Origin of the sequence: Rhizomonospora bruguierae, from assembly GCF_018397995.1 — a bacterium.
Classification (GTDB): Bacteria; Actinomycetota; Actinomycetes; order Mycobacteriales; family Micromonosporaceae; genus Rhizomonospora; species Rhizomonospora bruguierae.
The window spans coordinates 1-17,827 of record NZ_BBQH01000056.1; the positions used below are offsets into that span (position 1 = coordinate 1).

Here is a 17,827-nt window from a genome sequence, read left to right on the forward strand (position 1 = left end):
CCGCCCGCGCCGTCCTGGACCGGCTCGCCGCCGGCCCGCCGGTGGGCACGGTCGCGCCGGGCGGCCCGCCGGCCGACTCGCCGGTCCGCTGGCTGGTCGACAACGGACTGCTGGTGGCGCTGCCGGCCGCGGCGGGCGGCGCGGAGACGGTCGAACTGCCCCGGGAGGTCGGCCTGCTGCTGCGCCGCGAGGCGGGGCCGCTCGGGCCGATCCAGCCGCGGCCGCCGGTGGTGGAAACGGCCACGGTCGAGCCGAAGGCGGCCGACTCGGCCGGGGCCGGGCAGGCGATGGAGGCGGTCCGCTGGACCGAGGGCCTGCTGGAGGCGCTGGGCGCGGAGCCGGCGCCGGTCCTGCGCTCCGGCGGGCTGGGGGTGCGCGACCTGCGCCGCCTGGCCCGCACCGCCGGCGTGGCCGAGCCCGCCGCCGCGCTGCTGCTGGAGGCGTGCGTCGCCGCCGGCCTGCTCGGCGAGGCGGAGCAGCCCGGCGCGGCCGGGCGGGCCGGCGAGACCCGGTTCCTGCCCTCGGTCGCGTACGAGGGGTGGCGCGCGCTGCCGATCGCCGAGCGCTGGTACCGGCTGGCCCGGGGGTGGCTGGTCATGACCCGCCAGCCGGGCCTGGTCGGCCAGCGCGACGACCGGGACCGCCCGATCAGCGCCCTGGCGCCGGAGAGCGAGCGCGCCGGGGCGCCGGCGGCCCGCCGGGGCGCCCTGGGCGTCCTGGCCGAGCTGCCGCCGGGGGCGGCGCCGGCGGTGGCGGAGGTGCTGCGCCTGCTGGCGTGGCGGGCGCCGCGCCGCGCCCGGGGGCGGGAGACGATGCACCGGGAGGCGCTGGAGGAGGCCCAGCACCTCGGCCTGACCGGGCTGGGCAGCCTGACCGGGTTCGGCCGCCTGCTGCTGGCCGAGGGCCTCCCCGAGGGCGGGGAGGCGAACGCCGCCGAGGACGACCCGCTGGGCCTGCGCCCGGACGCGGACGGCCAACCCGGTCCGTCGGCCGCCATGCGGGCGCTCGACGCCCTGCTCCCCGCCCCCGTCGACCACCTGCTGGTCCAGGCGGACCTCACGGTCGTGGTCCCCGGCCCGCCCGAGCCGGCCCTCGCGGACGAGTTGGAGCTGATCGCCGAGCCCGAGTCCAGCGGCGGGGCGAGCGTGTACCGGGTCACCGCGGACAGCGTCCGGCGCGCCCTGGACGCCGGCTACCTCGCGGGCGACCTGCACACGCTGTTCGCCCGCCGGTCCCGCACACCGGTGCCGCAGGCGCTCACCTACCTGATCGACGACGTGGCCCGCCGCCACGGCGGGCTGCGCGCCGGCCCCGCGGGCGCGTACCTGCGCAGCGACGACGAGCCGGCGCTCACCCAGGTGCTCGCCGACAAGCGGCTCTCCGGGCTGAACCTGCGGCGGCTCGCGCCGACCGTGCTGGTCACGCCGCTGACCGCCGGGCGGCTGCTGACCGCGCTGCGGGAGGCCGGCTACGCCCCGGTCGCCGAGGACGCGACCGGCGCGGCGGTGCTGACCCGGCCCAGGACCCGCCGGGCGCCCGGCCGGGGCGCGCCGCCCGGCCGGCCGGTGGACCCGCTCGCGGTGCCGCGGCTGACCGCGCCGCGGGTGCTCGGCATCGTCGAGCAGATCCGCCGGGGCGACGCCGCCGCCCGGGCCGCCCGCCGGGCGCCGGTGACCGTGCGCGCCGCCAACGGCGCCGCGGTGCCCGGACCCACCCCGGTCCAGGCGCACGCCCAGGCGCTCGCCGTGCTCCAGCAGGCGGTGCGGGACAAGGCGCTGGTCTGGGTGGGGTACGTCGACGCGCACGGCAACACGGCGTCCCGGCTGGTCCGCCCGGTCTCGATCAGCGCCGGTTACCTGCGGGCGGAGGACGAGCGCACCGAGATGCTGCACACCTTCGCGCTGCACCGGATCACCGCCGCCGTCCTCGACGAATAGCCGAGCGCCCCGGCCACGCCGGGGCGCTCGGTCGAGCAGCGGTGTGCGGGGCCGTCAGGTGCCCGGCCGACGCCCGAAGACGTACACCCGGGTGCCCACCTTGCCCAGCCCGTACAGCTTGACCGCGTCGGCGGGCAGCAGGTTCACGCAGCCGTGCGACCCGATGGCGGTGTTGTGGATGTAGGTGGTGGTCTCGTGGAACCCGATGCCGCGCACGAAGCGCTGCCAGTACGGCAGCCAGACGCGGTACGGGTCGGACCATTCCTTGCGCTCGTGCAGGTTGACCCGGTACGTGCCGGCCGGCGTCCGGTAGCCGCGCATCCCCGTCCGGGTGATCGTCGGGGCCATGACCACCTTGCCGTCGCGCATCGCCCACACCGTCTGGTGGGTGAGGTCGACGCAGAACGTCAGGCCCGCACCCGCCTTGCACCGGCGGGTGTCGGTGCTGGCCAGCCGCTTCGCCACGCTGTACGTGGTGGGTCCGGCGCGGCCCTGCACCGGCTTGATGCCGTACCGGCTCTGGAACTTCTTGATCGCGGCGCAGTCGGTTGCCGACTGCTTGCCGTCCACGGTGATCGTGCCGAACCCGCCCAGCTTGGCGAGGTACTTCTCCACCTCGCGCTGGTGCTCGCCGGTCGGGCAGCCCGTCGCCGCCTTCGTCGTCGTCGCGGTCACCGTCGCTGGCACCGTGGTGGTGGTGTCCACGGCGGCGGCTGCCCGCTCGGCCGGCCCGGCGGCGGCGCTCGCCCCCGTTGCCGTCGCCACCCCGGACGCGGGTGGCCGCCCGGCCACCCCGCTCCCGGCTGACTCGAACGCGCACCCACCGGCGCCGACCAGCGTGACCACTGCAACGGCGGCGAGGCGCGTGATGATCCGCGGTCGCGCCATACGTCCCTCCCCAGAGAGATGCAGTTGTCGAAACCTAGACGCACGGGAGTGCCACCCCGGTTGCGTCGCATGAAGAGTTTTTCCGCCACGGCCGCCCGTGCGAGACTGGAGAGTCGCGTATCGGACGGAAGGAAGTCGGACGGTGACCGGTGGACCGCTGATCGTCCAGTCGGACAAGACGCTGCTGCTGGAGGTGGACCACCCGGACGCGCTCGCCTGCCGGATGGCGATCGCGCCGTTCGCCGAACTGGAGCGCTCCCCCGAGCACGTGCACACCTACCGCCTCACCCCGCTGGGGCTATGGAACGCCAGGGCCGCCGGCCACGACGCCGAGTCCGTCGTCGACGCGCTGATCCGGTTCTCCCGGTACCCGGTCCCGCACGCGCTGCTGGTCGACGTCGCCGAGACGATGGACCGGTACGGGCGCCTGCAACTACTGAACGACCCCGCGCACGGCCTGGTCCTGCGCGGCCTGGACCGGGCGGTCCTGGTCGAGGTCGGCAAGAGCAAGAAGCTCGCCGGCATGCTGGGTGGCCGGGTCGACGAGGACACCATCGCGGTGCACCCCTCCGAGCGGGGCCGGCTCAAGCAGGCGCTGCTCAAGCTCGGCTGGCCGGCCGAGGACCTGGCGGGCTACGTCGACGGCGAGGCCCACCCGATCACCCTGGTCGAGGACGGCTGGACGCTGCGCTCGTACCAGCGGGAGGCGGTGGACGGCTTCACCGCCGGCGGCTCGGGGGTCGTCGTGCTGCCGTGCGGCGCGGGCAAGACCCTGGTCGGCGCCGCCGCGATGGCCGAGATCGGGGCCACCACGCTGATCCTGGTCACCAACACCGTCGCCGGGCGCCAGTGGAAGCGCGAACTGCTGGCCCGCACCAGCCTCACCGAGGAGGAGATCGGCGAGTACTCCGGCGAGCGCAAGGAGATCCGCCCGGTCACCATCGCCACGTACCAGGTGCTCACCACCCGCCGCAACGGCGGCTTCGCGCACCTGGACCTGTTCGGCGCCCGGGACTGGGGCCTGATCGTCTACGACGAGGTGCACCTGCTCCCCGCGCCGATCTTCCGCTTCACCGCCGACCTGCAGGCGCGCCGCCGCCTCGGCCTGACCGCCACCCTCGTCCGGGAGGACGGCCGCGAGGGCGAGGTCTTCTCGCTGATCGGACCGAAGCGGTACGACGCGCCGTGGAAGGACATCGAGGCGCAGGGCTGGATCGCGCCGGCCGAGTGCACCGAGGTGCGGGTGACGCTGACCGAGTCGGAGCGGATGGGGTACGCGGTCGCGGAGCCCGAGGAGCGCTACCGCACCGCCGCCACCGCGCGCACCAAGCTCCCGGTGGTACAGGCCATCACCAAGCGCCACGCCGGCGAACAGATCCTCGTCATCGGCGCCTACCTGGATCAGCTCCAGCAGCTCGGCGAGTACCTGGACGCCCCGATCGTGCAGGGCTCGACCACGAACCGGGAGCGCGAGCGCCTGTTCGACGCCTTCCGCGCCGGCGAGCTGCCCATCCTGGTCATCTCCCGGGTCGGCAACTTCTCCATCGACCTGCCCGAGGCGGCGGTGGCGATCCAGGTCTCGGGCACGTTCGGCTCCCGCCAGGAGGAGGCGCAGCGGCTCGGCCGGGTGCTGCGCCCGAAGGCGGACGGCCGGCAGGCGCATTTCTACACGGTGGTCGCCCGGGACACGATCGACACCGAGTACGCGGCGCACCGGCAGCGCTTCCTCGCCGAGCAGGGGTACGCCTACACCATCATCGACGCCGACGACGTGCCCGCCTGACGGGCCTTACGCCGGCCACGCCGAGCTGCTAGGTTTCTGCGCCGTCCCGTCCCGACGCCGCTGTGGAGCCCCCTCAATGACGTTGCACCGCCGCTGGTCGCAGCTGTTCACGGTCGCCCTCTTCCTGGTGGGCGGCCCGGTCATGATCTGGTCCGCGCAGCACGGTTCGCAGCTGCGGATCCTGTTCATCCCCCTGGGGTCGGGAGCGTTGTTCGCCGTCGGCGCGATCGCCACCGTGGGCGCGCTCTGGGGGCTCTACGTCGTATCCCGTGGCGCGCCGATCACGCTGGACGAGATGGGCATGTTCCCGCGGGTGTCCGGCATCAACCGGTTCCTCCCGTGGGCGGCGGTGGCCGCGGTCATCCTCGAGCCGGCGGCCGAGGGTGCCGGGGCGCCGCGGCTGGTGCTGGTGCCGGCGCCCGGCGTCGATCTCGGCGTGAAGGCGGAGTACCGGAACCAGGTCGACGGCCGACCCGGCGTCGTCCTGCTCACGGTGGACGCGGTGCGGGAGTCGCCGGAGCAGATCGTCGAGGCGTTCACCCGGTACGCCGGGTCGCGGTTCGTCAACGGCGCCGCACCCTCCACCATGGAGCAGCCCGGCGACGGCCCGGCCTGACTTCCGCCGGCCGCCGCGCCGGTCCCGTGGTGCGGCGGGCCCCGATCAGGCCGTTGCGAGCGCCGGCTGCGCGGTTTCCGGCGCCACCTCGGCGCCCGGCTCGGGCAGCCGCGCCGGGATCGCCAGCGCCAGTCCCGCCGCCGCGAGCAGCGTGACCGCGCCGACCAGTTGGGCGGGGCGCAGGCCCGCCACGAAGTCCCGGCCGCTGCCGTACCCGCCGAGCGCCGCGAAGATGGCGCCGAGCACCGCCACGCCGAGCACCGTGCCGAGTTGCCGCAGCGCGTTGGCGGTCCCGGAGGCGACGCCCGCCAGGTGCGGCGGGGCGAAGCCGAGGGTCACCCGGGCGGCGGGGGCGAAGTACAGGCCCATGCCGAGGCCGGCGAAGACGAAGGGCGGTACCAGTGCCGGGTACGCCACGCCGGGGTGGCTCACCACCGCCAGCCAGCCGATCCCGACCGCCTGGAGCAGCAGCGCCACCGCGATCACCACGCGGGGCCCGATCCGGTCGGCGAGGACGCCGGACAGCGGCGCCACCACCGCCGGCAGCGCGGTCCACGGCAGGGTGCGCAGCCCCGCCTCCAGCGGCGAGTACCCGAGGACGGTCTGGATGAACTGCGCGCCCAGGAACACCGAGCCGAACACCCCGAACGACATGAGCAGGGCGACCGCGTTGCCGACGGCGAAGCCGCGGCTGCGGAACAGGGTCAGCGGCACCATCGGGTAGCGCGCCCGGGCCTGCCAGGCGAGGAACGCGACCATCAGCGCACCGCCGGTGACCAGCGCACCGAGCACCGTAGGGCTGGTCCAGCCGTGACCGCCACCCCGCACGAGGCCGAAGACGACGCCGAACAGGCCGGCCGTGGCCAGGGCGACTCCGGCCGGGTCGAGCCGACCGGCGCCGCCGCGGCTCTCCGGGAGCAGGGCGGCCAGCGGGATGAGGGCCAGGCCGATCGGCACGTTGATCCAGAAGATCCACTGCCAGGAGGCGGATTCGACCACTGCGCCGCCGATGACGGGGCCGAGGGCGATGCCGAGCCCGCTCGTCGCGCCCCAGACGCCGAAGGCCAGGCCGCGCCGCGCCGGCGGGACCACCTCCGCCAGCAGGGTGAGGGTGAGCGGCGCGACGAGGGCTCCCCCGGCGCCCTGGACGGCGCGGGCGGCGATCAGAACGCCGACGTCCGGGGCGAGCGCGGCGGCGGTGGAGGCGGCGGTGAACACGGCCAGGCCGATCATCAGCAGCCGCCGCCGGCCGTACCGGTCCCCGAGCGCGGCGCCGGTGAGCAGCAGCACCGCGAAGGTCAGGGTGTACGCGTTGACCGTCCACTCCAGGCCCTCCAGGCCGGTGCCGAGGTCGACGCGGATGACCGGCAGCGCGTTGGTGACGACGAGGTTGTCCATCGCCACCATGAAGGCCGCGAGGCCGGTGACCAGGAAGGTCCAGAAGATGGAGCGGCGCGGCACGGGATCCCCCTTGAGTAGTGATTGATCACTAACTTTCCAGTGCACGAAAAGATCAGTCGATGAGGCCGGCCAGGTTCTCCCCGAGCTGCTCCCGGATGCGCGGCAGGTCCAGGGCGGCGAGCATGTTGATCAGCATGCCGGCGGCCATGAACTGCATGAGGCGCTGGTCGTCCGCGCCGGACAGGCGGGCCACCTGGTGCCACAGCCGGCTCAACCGGCGCCGGGTCAGCTCCCGGACCTCCTCGTCCGCGCAGGCGGTCGCCCACATCTGGAGTTGCAGTTGCAGGATGGGCCGATCGTCCAGCAGCTTCCGGTAGGCGCCGCCCATGGCGTTCAGCGCCTCCTCCCCGGTGAGGCCGTCCGCGACCTCCTCGAACATCGCCTCCACCCGGGCGTTGCAGTCCTCCACCGCGGCCAGGAAGATCGCCTTCTTGGACGGGAACAGCCGGAACAGGTACGGCTGGGAGACACCGACCCGGCGAGCGATGGCCTCGGTGGAGGTGGCGGCGTACCCGTTAGCGCCGAACTCGATCCGGGCGGCGGCCAGCACGGCGGCGCGGCGCTCATCGGCGGACATCCGGGCGGCCCTCACGCCGCCAAGGTTAGTGACTAATAGCTAACTCGGTCAACCGGGTACCGGCGGACCCTTCGCCAGGAGCGGGGCGAGCAGATCGCCGCGCCCCTCGACCCGCGCCAGCACCTCCACCGGCCGGTACGGGCGCACCTCGCGCCCACCCTGCGCGCCCGACTCCACCTCGTCCCAGGTAAGCGGCGTCGACACGGCCGGGGACTGCTGCGCCCGCAGCGAGTACGGCGCGACGGTCGTCTTGGCGGCGCTGTTCTGGCTCCAGTCGATGAAGACCCGCCCCGGCCGCAGGCGCTTCGCCATCCTCGCGGTGATCGCCTGCGGCACCTGCCGCTCCAGTTCCCCGGCGATCCGCTTGGCGTACCCGGAGACCACCTCGTCGGGCTGCGTGCCGGCGACCGGGCAGAGCAGCTGCATGCCCTTCTTGCCGGACGTCTTCGGGTACGCCTCGATACCGTCGGCGGCGATCCGCTCCCGGAACAGCACGGCGACGGCGGCGCACTCGGCCAGCCCGGCCGGCTCGCCCGGGTCGAGGTCCACGACCATCAGGTCCGGTGGCCTGCCCACCCTCCACTGCGGGGTGTGCAGCTCCAGTGCCGCCAGGTTCGCCAGCCAGACCAGCGTCGCCAGGTCGTCGGCGACCACGTAGTCGAGCATCTCCCGGTCCTTCGTCGAGCCGGGGACCGGCAGCCGCTCCAACCGCACCCACGGCGGCGTGCCCGCGGGCGCGTTCTTCTCGAAGAAGAACGGGCCGTCCACCCCGTTCGGGTACCGGATGCGGGTCAGCACCCGGTCCCGCAAATGCGGCAGGAGCACCGGGGCGACCCGGCTGTAGTAGTCGATGACCTCACCCTTGGTGAAGCCGGCCGCCGGATAGAGCACCTTGTCCAGGTTGGACAGGTCGAGGTCGCGGCCGCCCACCTCCACCCGCAGTCGCTTACCCGGTGGCACCGGCGACCTCCTCAGGCGTCAGGTCCGGGCGGATCCGCAGGAACCGGGGGAACCGCAGGCGCCCGTCCGGGGTCCGCTGGCCGTACTTGACCTCCACCACGACGACCGGTTGTACCCAGATCGCGCCCTTGGCATCCGCCCGCGGGACCGTGCCCCGGACGAACGGGTTGCGCGCCGCCCGCAGCGGCTCCAGGGCGGCGAGCAAGGCACGCTCGGCCGCCGCGCCGATGCCGCCGCCGACCCGGCCGTGGAAGGTGAGCCGCCCCGGCTGCACCGCCGGCAGCCCCACCAGCAGGCCGCCGACCCGCCGGACGCCCGGGCGCCAGCCGCCGACCACGAACTCCCGGCTCTCCTCCAACTTGACCTTCAGCCAGTCGGCGCTGCGCAGGCCGGGGCGGTAGACCGAGGTGAGTCGCTTGGCGACCACGCCCTCCAGGCCGTGCTCCATCGCCGCCGCGTAGGTGGCCCGGCCGTCCGCGAACACCGGCGGGACGGCCCAGCGGGCGCCCGCGATGCCCAGCGCCTCCAGGTGCTCGCGCCGCTGCGCGTAGGGCAGCCCGGTCAGGTCCAGGCCGCCCAGGCGCAGCAGGTCGAAGATCATGTACGTGATCGGCAGCGTCGCCGCGAGGTGCGCCGCACGCGCCGGCTCCCGCACGTGCATGCGCTCGGCCAGCAGCGTGAACGAGGGGCGCCCGGCCTCGGTCAGCACCACGACCTCGCCGTCCAGCACCGCCTCCCCGGCCACGTCGCGCAGCCCGGCCAGCTCCGGGTACGCCGTGGTGATCTCGGCACCGGAGCGCGCCCACAGCCGCACCGCGCCGTCCCGGACCACCGCGACCGCCCGCACGCCGTCCCACTTGAACTCGTACGCCCAGCCGGGGCTCGCCGGCAGGCCGCCCGGCACCGCGAGCATCGGCTTGATCGGCGCAGCACGCGTCAGGCGGCTCCCGGGCACCAGCCGACTCTACCGCCGAGTTCCGCCACAGCAGCCCATCTCTCCTGCTCATCCCCGGTATGACGATCGCACTCCAAGACATCGCGCCGGCCCCGAAACGGTGTCATGCTGGGCCGATGCGGGCGATCTGGAAGGGTGCCGTCTCGTTCGGGCTGGTGTCCATCGCGGTCAAGCTCTACTCCGCCACCGAGGAGAAGGACATCCGCTTCCATCAGGTGCACCGCGCGGACGGCGGGCGCATCAAGTACAAGCGGGTCTGCTCGATCGACGGCGAGGAGGTCAGCTACGACGAGATCGCCAAGGGGTACGACGTCGGCGGCGGCGAGATGGTGGTCCTTGACGACGAGGACTTCGCGGACCTGCCGCTGACCAGCTCGCGCGCGATCGACGTGCTGGAGTTCGTGCCGGCCGAGCAGGTCGACCCGATCCTCTTCAACAAGGCGTACTACCTCGAGCCCGAGGGCACCGCCACCAAGCCGTACCTGCTGCTGCGCGACGCGCTCAGCGACAGCGAGCGGGTGGCCGTGGTGAAGGTGGCGCTGCGCCAGCGGGAGCAGTTGGCCACCCTCCGGGTCCGGGACAACGTGCTGGTCCTGAACACGATGCTCTGGCCGGACGAGGTGCGCACGCCGGACTTCGCGTTCCTCGACGACGACGTGCGGATCCGCCCGCCGGAACTGGCGATGGCCAGCTCCCTGATCGATTCGATGGCCGGCGACTTCCAGCCGGACGGGTTCAGCGACGACTACCGGGCCGCCCTCCAGGAGGTCATCGACGCCAAGATCGAGGGGCGCGAGGTGGTACAGCCGGAGGAGCCCGAGGTGGCCCCGGCCGCCGCGGTCGACCTGATGGCCGCGCTGCGCGCCTCGGTCGAGCGGGCCAAGGCGGCACGCGGCGAGGCCGGTGCCGAGGCCGGCGGCGGTGGCGGTGCGCGCCCGACGCCGATCGGCGCCGCCCGCTCCGCCACCAAGAAGGCCGAGCCGGCCAAGAAGGCGGAACCCGCCAAGAAGGCGCCCGCCAAGAAGGCCGCCAAGAAGACGGAACCGGCCAAGAAGACCGAGCCCAAGAAGGCCGCGAAGAAGACCGCCCCGAAGAAGACGACCCGCAAGACCGCCTGACCGGGACCCGGGCCACCCGAGCGTCGGCTACCCGAGCGTCGTCATCGGCAGCGTGCCGGCGGCGTAGTCGGCGCGCACCCGCTTCTTGTCGAACTTGCCGACGCTGGTCTTCGGCACCGCCTCGATGAACGCCCAGCGCTCCGGGAGCTGCCACTTCGCCACCTTGCCGGCGAGGAACCCGCGCAGCTCCTCGGCGGTCGCGGCGGCACCCTCGCAGAGCACCACCGTGGCCAGCGGGCGCTCGTCCCACCGCGGGTCGGGCACGCCCACCACGCAGGCTTCGAGCACCGCGGGGTGCGCCATCAGCGCGTTCTCCAGCTCCACCGAGCTGATCCACTCGCCGCCGGACTTGATGACGTCCTTGGCCCGGTCGGTGAGCGTCAGGTAGCCGTCGGCGGAGAGCGTGCCCACGTCGCCGGTGCGCAGCCAGCCGTCCCGGAACTTCGCCGGGTCCGGGCCGTCGTCGCCCAGGTACCGGGCCGTCACCCACGGCCCACGCACCTCCAGCTCGCCGACCGCCTCGCCGTCGTTCGGCATCACGTCCCCCAGCGGACCCACGATCCGCGCCGCCACGCTCGCCGGTACCCGGCCCTGCGTGTACCGGTACGCCCACGCCTGCTCCCCGGCGGCGCCCGCCGGCGTGCGGGAGACCGAGCCCAGCGGCGACATCTCGGTCATCCCCCAGGCGTGGATCACGTCGATCCCGTACCGGTCGTGGAAGGCGTGCATCAGGGCGGGCGGACAGGCGGAGCCGCCGACGATGACCTCCCGCAACGAGGACAGGTCCACGTCGTGGGTGGCCAGGTGGTTCAGCAGGTCCAGCCAGATGGTCGGCACCGCGCCGGCCTTGGTCGGCCGCGTCGCCGCGATGATGTCGGCGATCGCGGCACCGGACAGGAACCGGTCCGGCAGCACCAGCGACGCGCCGGACATGAACGCCGCGTACGGGATGCCCCACGACATCGCGTGGAACATCGGCACGACCGCCAGCTCGCGGTCGGTCGCGCGCAGCCCGAAGCCCTCGGGCATGGCGACCTGGAGCGAGTGCAGCCAGATGGAGCGGTGCGAGTACGCGACGCCCTTCGGGTTGCCGGTGGTGCCGGACGTGTAGCACAGGGCGGCCGCGTCCCGCTCGTCCACCCGGGGCCAGTCGAACGTGTCGGGCCGGTCCGCCAGCAGCTCGGCCCACGTGTGCACGGCCACCCGGCCGCCGCCGGCCCGGGCCAGCGCGTCCGCGTCCCCGGCGCCGACCAGCACCACGTGCTCCACGGTCGGCAGCTCCGGCAGCACCTTGGCCAGCAGCGGGACCAGCGTCCCGTCCACCAGGACGACCTTGTCCTCGGCGTGCGTGGCGATGTACGCGAGCTGGTCCGGGAACAGCCGGATGTTCAGCGTGTGCAGCACGGCGCCCATGCTCGGCACGGCGAAGTAGGCGATCAGGTGCTCGTTGTTGTTCCACATGAACGTGCCGACCCGCTGGTCGCCGGTGACGCCGAGCTCCCGCAGCGCGTGGGCCAGCCGCGCCGCCTGGACGCCCACCTCCGCGTAGGTCATCCGGCGGGCGCCGGAGCCGGTCCAGGTCTGCACGTCGGCCGACCCGTGCACCGTCGCGGCGTGGCCCAGGAGGCGGGAGATCAGCAACGGTTCGTCCATCATCGTGCTGCGCATGGCGAACAATCTAGTGGCGCCCGTCACAACGGCGGAAGACGCTACGGTGGCGGGCGTGGTGGGACTCTCGTGGGCGGACTCGTACCTCGGCCAGTTACGCGCCCTCGCCGGCGACCGGACGCTGCTGTTCATCGGCGCCCGCTCGGTCATCCGGGACGACGACGGCCGCATCCTGCTGGTGAAACGGTCGGACAACGGCCAGTGGGCGTTCCCGGCCGGCGCGATGGAACTCGGCGAGTCGATCGCCGACTGCGCGATCCGCGAGGTGTGGGAGGAGAGCGGGCTGACCGTCACCGACGTCACCCTGTTCGCGCTGTTCAGCGGCCCCGAGTACATCGGCACGAACATGTACGGGGACCGGTACCAGGTGTTCTCGCACGCCTTCCGGGTGGACGCGTGGAGCGGTGACCTGGCCCGGGTCACCGACGAGACGCTGGACGCCCGCTTCGTGGCCCCGGACGAGTTCGACGCCCTCGACGACCGGGTGACCCGCTCGGTGCCGGAGACGCTCGCCGCGCTCGCCGAGTACGAGCGCGGCGGCAAGGTGATCCTCCGCTAGCTCCCACTAGATCATCGTCTGGGACTTGGTCTCCATCTCGGTGGCGGCCAGGTCGTGCTCGTCGCGGGCCAGTTCCGGGTCGTGCTTCTGCCCGTCGGCGCCGACCGGACCGGCGCCCGCGCCGCGCAGTTCCCGGTCCGGCATGGCGAGCGTGACCACCACCGCCACGATCGCGATCAGCGCGGCGGTCAGGAACACCAGGTGCAGCGCGTCCACGAAGGCGGTCTGGATGGCCAGCCGGACCGGCCCCGGCAGCGCCAGGATCCGGCCGGGCTCGTTGACCGACAGCCCCTTCCCGCCGGCCGGGAGCGCGGCGGCCTGCTGCGCCGGTAGCTGCGCGATCGCCGGGGGGAGCAGCTTGCCGGTCTCGGTGGCGAGCCGGCTGGTCAGGATCGCACCGAGGATCGCCACCCCGAACGAGCCGCCCAACGAGCGGAAGAACGTGGCGGCGGCGGTACCGGCGCCCAGGTCGCGCAGGTCCACGGCGTTCTGCACGGCGAGCACCAGCGACTGCATGGACAGGCCCAGCCCTACCCCGATCACGATCATGTAGAAGAACGAGACCCGCAGCGGCGTGTCCACCTGGAGCCGGGTGAACAGCAGCATGCCGGCGAGCAGGGTCAGCGAGCCGGCCACCGGGAACCACTTGTACCGCCCGATCCGGCTCATCGCCCGGCCGGCCAGCACCGACGTGACGATCACTCCCGCCATCATCGGCAGCATCAGCAGGCCGCTGCGGGTCGGCGAGGCGCCCTTGACGATCTGCAGGTACAGCGGGATGAAGATGATCGAGCCGAACATCACCAGGCCGAGCACGAAGCCGGCCGCGTTGGCCAGCGCGAAGGTGGGCCGCCGGAACAGCTTCAACGGCAGGATCGGCTCGCTCGCCCGGGACTCCACCACCAGGAACAGCACGGACAGCACCCCGCCCGCGACGAACAGCCCGATGATCTGCCCGGACCCCCAGGCGTACTGGTTGCCGCCCCAGGACAGCGCCAGCAGCAGGGAACTCACCCCGGAGACCATCAGCGCGGCGCCCAGCCAGTCGATCCGGTGCTCCCGGCGGTGGAACGGGATCAGCCGCATCACGTGGTAGCACACGATGATCGCCAGGATGCCCAGCGGGATGTTGATGTAGAAGATCCAACGCCAGTTGTGCTCGGCGAAGTACCCGCCGACCAGCGGGCCGGCCACCGAGGAGATGCCGAACACGGCGCCGAACAGGCCCTGGTACCGGCCGCGCTCGCGGGGCGAGACCACGTCCGAGATGATCGTGAAGGCCAGCGTCATCAGCCCGCCAGCGCCCAGCCCCTGCACGCCCCGGGTCAGGATCAGCCAGGTCATGCTGCCGGACAGCCCGGCCAGCAGCGAGCCGACCAGGAACGTGCCGATCGAGAACAGGAACACCGGACGCCGGCCGACCAGGTCCGAGATCTTCCCGTACAGCGGCGTCGACGCCGTCGAGGCCAGCAGGTACGCCGTGACCACCCAGGAGTAGTGCGCGATGCCGCCCAACTGGCCGACGATCGTCGGCAGGGCGGTGCCGACGATGGTCTGGTCCAGGGCGGCCAGCAACATCGCGGTCATCAGGCCGGACATCAGCAGCAGGATCTGCCGGTGGCTCAGGACGGGACGGGTCTGTGTCGCGGTCACGCCCTGACACATCCCCACGGGTGCGACAACCACGCGAAAAACGTCGGGCCAATGCGATGCGGGACAGCCGAATTGCGTTCGACGCGGCGCCGGGGCGTCGGCCAGGATGTGCCGGCCATGAAACTCGCCCTCGACCTGACCTGATGCGGCGCCCGCCCGGGGCGTTTGGCGGCGGCCGGCCTGGGGATTCGAAGCGCATGGCGAGCGCCGAGGAAGCCGATACCATCGATGCCTGGGCCGGCCGGGAGGTCCTGGTGGTCGGCGACGCGCTGCTGGACGGGTGGCGGCACGCGGCACCGGAGCGGCTGAGCCGCGAGGCGCCGGCGCCCGTGCTGCGACCGGAGCGGCAGGAGTGGGCGGCCGGCGGCGCGGCGAACACGGCCATCAACCTCGCCGCGCTGGGCGCGCGGCCCCTCCTGGTCGCACCGGTCGGCGACGACGAGGCCGGCCAGCGGCTACGCGACCTGGTCAAGGCCGCCGGGGTACGCGACGGCATGGTCACCGTGCCGGGGCGGGCGACCACGGTGAAGAGCCGCGTGCTCGTGGACGGGCAGGTGCTGCTGCGGGAGGACACCGGCGACCGCCCGCTCTCCCACGACCTCCCGCTCCCAGCCGCCGACACCCTGGTCGTCTGTGACTACGGGCTCGGTGCGGTGAGCGGCACCACCCGCCGGCACCTGGTCGAGCGGCGCCACCGGTACCGGATCCGGGCCGTGGACGCGCATGACCTGCGCCCCTGGGCGGCGCTCGAACCGACCCTGGTCACGCCCAGTTTCGCGGAGGCCGGGGCGCTGCTCGGCCGACTCGAGCGCCACGCCGAGGGGCCGGCGGCGGCCGTCGCCGAGCACGCGGACCGGCTGCTCGCCGCGGCCCGGTCCGACATCGTGGCGGTGACCCTGGACGCGGACGGCGAGGTGGTGGCGGCGGCCGGGCGGGGGGTGGTGCACCGCGAGCGCAGCGAACCGCACCCGCCGGGTCACGCGGTGGGTGCCGGTGACGCGTACCTGAGTGCCTTCACGCTGGCGCTCGCGGTGGACGCCCCGCTCGCCGTGGCGGCCGCCCTGGCGCACCGGGCCGCCGCGCTCACCCTCGCCGGGCCGGGTACCTGCGTCTGCGCCCGGGACGACCTGCTCGGTGCCGGGCCGTTGCTGGACGCGGACGGGCTGGTCCGGCTCGTCGAACGGCGGCGGGCGGCCGGCGACCGGATCGTGTTCACGAACGGGTGCTTCGACGTACTGCACCGGGGCCACGTCGGGTACCTGGAGCAGGCCGGCCGGCTTGGCGACCTGCTCGTGGTCGCGGTGAACTCGGACGACAGCGTGTGCCGGCTCAAGGGGCCGGACCGGCCGGTCAACCCGATCGAGGACCGGACCGCGGTGCTGGCCGCGCTGTCCTGTGTGGACGCGGTGGTGGTGTTCGCCGCCGACTCGCCCGCCGAGCTGATCGAGGCCGTCCGCCCGGACGTGTACGTGAAGGGCGGCGACTACCCGCCCGAGCTGGTACCCGAGGCGCCGCTGGTGCGCCGGCTGGGCGGCGAGGTGCGGACCCTCGGCTACGTCCCGGACCGCTCCACCTCCGCCATCATCGACCGCATCCGCGCGAAGGCCACCGGAGACCGCGACGGTGCGCCCGGGAGCCACCCCGCCGGGGTGCGCGAGCCGGCCCCGGTCGAGGACCCAGCGTGAGCGCGGACGCGGTGAGCCGGCCGCTCGACGCCGGCGCCGCCGGGACCTTCCCGGCCGACCGGACGCTCGACGTGCTGGTACCCACCCGCAACCGCCCCGCCGAACTCGCCGTCACGCTCTCCGGCCTGGCCGCGTCCACGTCCCGCGAGCGGTTCGGGGTGGTGGTGAGCGACCAGTCCGACGGCGCACCGCCCTGGGGGGATCCGGCGGTCGCCGCCGTGGTGCGCCTGCTGCGGCACCGCGGCCATCCCGTGCTGCTCGTGCGGCACCAGCCGCGCCGGGGGCTGGCCGAGCACCGGGCCAGCCTGCTCGGGCGCTCGCTGGCCCGGTACACGATGTTCCTGGACGACGACGTGTGGCTGGAGCCGGAGACGGTCGACCGCCTGGTGACGGCGATCGGGGATCTGGGCTGCGGCTTCGTGGGCAACGCCGTGCACGGTCTGTCGTATATAGACGATGTGCGCCCGCGGGAGCAGGCGGTGTACGAGGAGTGGGTCGGGCGGCCGGTGCCGGAGCGGGTGCGGCCGGGTACGCCGGAATGGGAACGGTGGACCCTGCACAACGCCGCGAACCTGTTGCACATCACCCGGCGGCTGCGGCTGGCGCCCGGCGAGTGGCGCGCGTACAAGGTCGCCTGGGCGGGCGGCTGCGTGCTGTACGACCGGGCCAAGCTGCTCGCGGTGGGCGGCTTCGACTTCTGGACCCACCTGCCCGAGCGGCACCAGGGCGAGGACGTGGCCGCCCAACTGATGGTGATGAGCCGGTACGGCGGCGCGGGCGTCCTCCCCAGCGGCGCCTATCACCTGGAGGCGCCGACCACCATGCCGCCGGACGAGCGGGGCGTCGAGTGCTGGTCGCTGCTCGACTCCGCCAACAGGTCGCCCGCCGCGGCGACCACCTCCTCCACCGCGATGCTGTCCACAAACGACACCCGGTGATCGCACGGCCGGTTGCCGGTGCAGTCCTCGCCGCACCGGGGGCAGTGGATGGTGAAGGACGGCATCGGCCGGTGCCGCGCCCGGTCCACGGGGGCACCGTTGATGACGTTGCCGATCCAGTACAGCCCCACGGTGGGCGCGCCGACCGCGTTCGCCAGGTGCAGCGGGCCGGTGTCGTTGCTGATGACCAGCGAGCAGTCCCGGTAGAACGCCGCCAGGCCACCCAGCGACAGGTCGCCCACCAGCGGCCGGACCGGCGCCCGCGTGCCGCGCCGCACCTCCTCCACCACGTCACGCTCCGCCGGGACACCGGTGACGAACAACTCGAAACCCTGCGCCGTCAGCGCGTCGGCGACCGCGCCGAACCGCGCCGCGGACCAGCGCCGCCGCACGTCACTCGCCCCGGGGTGGATCGCCACCCGCCGCCGCGCCGGCGCCCCGACCACCGCGCGCGCCTCGGCCACGTCCGCCGGGGTCACCGGCAGCCGGGGTCGGTAGGTGACGGGCTGCGCGCCCACCAGCCCCACGACCTCCAGGTACCGGAAGATCTCGGGCTGGTAGTACACGTAGCGGACCCAGCGGTCCAGCGGTTCCGCGTCCGGCGTCCACAGGCCGGCGGTCACCCGCGCGCCCAGCCCGTTCACGACCGGGTTGCTGTTGCGCCCCCCGCCGTGCAACTGAAGAGCAAGATCAAAACCTTCCCCGCGGACCCGCGGAGCGAAGTCCCCGCTGTCCGGCGCCTCGCCCGGATCCGGGCCGCGGATCCCCGGCCCGGCGGGCACCACGATGACGCGGTCCACCGGCGTGCCCCGGCCGGCCAGGAAGCGGCCGTGCCAGGGGGCGCCCAGCAGCACGATCTCCGCGTCCGGGTACGCCCACCGGAGGGACTCCAACGCCGGCAGCGCGAAAATGAAGTCCCCGATCGCGTTCGCCCGCAGCACCGCGATCTTCCGGACATCGGTGACGAGATCGCCGGTCGGCATGGGGCGCGGGTACCCGACCACTGCGGGGGTAAACATGGTGGCTCGC

General features: G+C 73.8%; 14 protein-coding genes and 1 pseudogene. 7 read left to right on the top strand and 8 right to left on the bottom strand.

Going from position 1 to position 17,827, the window contains the following annotated elements:
* The coding region (locus tag KJS59_RS24160) for a helicase-associated domain-containing protein (RefSeq protein ID WP_213455262.1) at window positions 1-1,937 on the top strand (1,937 nt) is incomplete at its 5' end.
* Between the two features lie 54 nt (window positions 1,938-1,991).
* On the opposite strand, the gene KJS59_RS24165 is transcribed toward KJS59_RS24160, so the two are convergent.
* Window positions 1,992-2,825, bottom strand: a complete 834-nt coding sequence (locus tag KJS59_RS24165) for a L,D-transpeptidase family protein (protein ID WP_213455263.1) — start codon at window positions 2,823-2,825, stop codon at window positions 1,992-1,994.
* A gap of 142 nt (window positions 2,826-2,967) precedes the next feature.
* On the opposite strand from KJS59_RS24165, the gene KJS59_RS24170 reads away from it, so the two are divergent.
* Window positions 2,968-4,608, top strand: coding sequence for a DNA repair helicase XPB (locus KJS59_RS24170; RefSeq protein ID WP_213455264.1), 1,641 nt, complete (start codon window positions 2,968-2,970; stop codon window positions 4,606-4,608).
* Between the two features lie 76 nt (window positions 4,609-4,684).
* A complete protein-coding gene (locus tag KJS59_RS31425) occupies window positions 4,685-5,224 on the top strand; it encodes a hypothetical protein (RefSeq protein ID WP_249714823.1) in 540 nt (179 codons plus the stop codon).
* 45 nt (window positions 5,225-5,269) lie between these two features.
* On the opposite strand, the gene KJS59_RS24180 is transcribed toward KJS59_RS31425, so the two are convergent.
* From KJS59_RS24180 to ligD (KJS59_RS24195), 4 genes are read right to left on the bottom strand one after another with little or no spacing between them, the layout of a single operon-like run.
* Window positions 5,270-6,685 carry a DHA2 family efflux MFS transporter permease subunit gene (locus KJS59_RS24180; RefSeq protein ID WP_213455265.1) on the bottom strand — a complete coding sequence of 472 codons (1,416 nt, stop codon included), beginning with the start codon at window positions 6,683-6,685 and terminating at the stop codon, window positions 5,270-5,272.
* Between the two features lie 52 nt (window positions 6,686-6,737).
* On the bottom strand, window positions 6,738-7,277 hold the full coding sequence (locus KJS59_RS24185) for a TetR/AcrR family transcriptional regulator (RefSeq protein ID WP_213455266.1): 540 nt from the start codon (window positions 7,275-7,277) through the stop codon (window positions 6,738-6,740).
* A gap of 33 nt (window positions 7,278-7,310) precedes the next feature.
* The gene (gene ligD / locus KJS59_RS24190; RefSeq protein WP_213455267.1) at window positions 7,311-8,222 is read right to left on the bottom strand and encodes a non-homologous end-joining DNA ligase; all 912 of its coding nucleotides are present in this window, start codon (window positions 8,220-8,222) and stop codon (window positions 7,311-7,313) included.
* On the bottom strand, window positions 8,209-9,135 hold the full coding sequence (ligD, locus tag KJS59_RS24195) for a non-homologous end-joining DNA ligase (protein ID WP_213455300.1): 927 nt from the start codon (window positions 9,133-9,135) through the stop codon (window positions 8,209-8,211). The genes ligD (KJS59_RS24190) and ligD (KJS59_RS24195) overlap by 14 nt, the downstream gene beginning before the upstream one ends.
* A 158-nt stretch (window positions 9,136-9,293) precedes the next feature.
* Here ligD (KJS59_RS24195) and ku point away from each other — a divergent pair, with 158 nt between their 5' ends.
* Window positions 9,294-10,295, top strand: a complete 1,002-nt coding sequence (gene ku / locus KJS59_RS24200; protein WP_213455268.1) for a non-homologous end joining protein Ku — start codon at window positions 9,294-9,296, stop codon at window positions 10,293-10,295.
* A 27-nt stretch (window positions 10,296-10,322) separates the two neighbouring features.
* Here ku and KJS59_RS24205 read toward each other — a convergent pair whose 3' ends face one another.
* Window positions 10,323-11,963, bottom strand: a complete 1,641-nt coding sequence (locus tag KJS59_RS24205; protein WP_249714826.1) for a fatty acid--CoA ligase — start codon at window positions 11,961-11,963, stop codon at window positions 10,323-10,325.
* 58 nt (window positions 11,964-12,021) lie between these two features.
* Here KJS59_RS24205 and KJS59_RS24210 point away from each other — a divergent pair, with 58 nt between their 5' ends.
* Window positions 12,022-12,522, top strand: a complete 501-nt coding sequence (locus tag KJS59_RS24210) for an NUDIX domain-containing protein (protein WP_213455302.1) — start codon at window positions 12,022-12,024, stop codon at window positions 12,520-12,522.
* Between the two features lie 6 nt (window positions 12,523-12,528).
* Here KJS59_RS24210 and KJS59_RS24215 read toward each other — a convergent pair whose 3' ends face one another.
* Window positions 12,529-14,175 (bottom strand): MDR family MFS transporter, encoded by a 1,647-nt coding sequence (locus KJS59_RS24215; protein ID WP_249714827.1) that lies wholly within the window; start codon window positions 14,173-14,175, stop codon window positions 12,529-12,531.
* 197 nt (window positions 14,176-14,372) lie between these two features.
* Here KJS59_RS24215 and rfaE2 point away from each other — a divergent pair, with 197 nt between their 5' ends.
* Both rfaE2 and KJS59_RS24225 read left to right on the top strand, forming a co-directional pair.
* Window positions 14,373-15,860 carry a D-glycero-beta-D-manno-heptose 1-phosphate adenylyltransferase gene (gene rfaE2, locus KJS59_RS24220; RefSeq protein ID WP_213455269.1) on the top strand — a complete coding sequence of 496 codons (1,488 nt, stop codon included), beginning with the start codon at window positions 14,373-14,375 and terminating at the stop codon, window positions 15,858-15,860.
* Window positions 15,861-15,871: 11 nt separating this feature from the next.
* Window positions 15,872-16,798 (top strand): glycosyltransferase family A protein, encoded by a 927-nt coding sequence (locus KJS59_RS24225; protein ID WP_213455304.1) that lies wholly within the window; start codon window positions 15,872-15,874, stop codon window positions 16,796-16,798.
* On the opposite strand, the pseudogene KJS59_RS24230 reads toward KJS59_RS24225, so the two are convergent.
* A pseudogene (locus tag KJS59_RS24230) lies at window positions 16,699-17,817 on the bottom strand (glycosyltransferase family 9 protein); the annotation flags it as partial. The gene KJS59_RS24225 and the pseudogene KJS59_RS24230 overlap by 100 nt on opposite strands.
* Window positions 17,818-17,827: the final 10 nt, after the last annotated feature.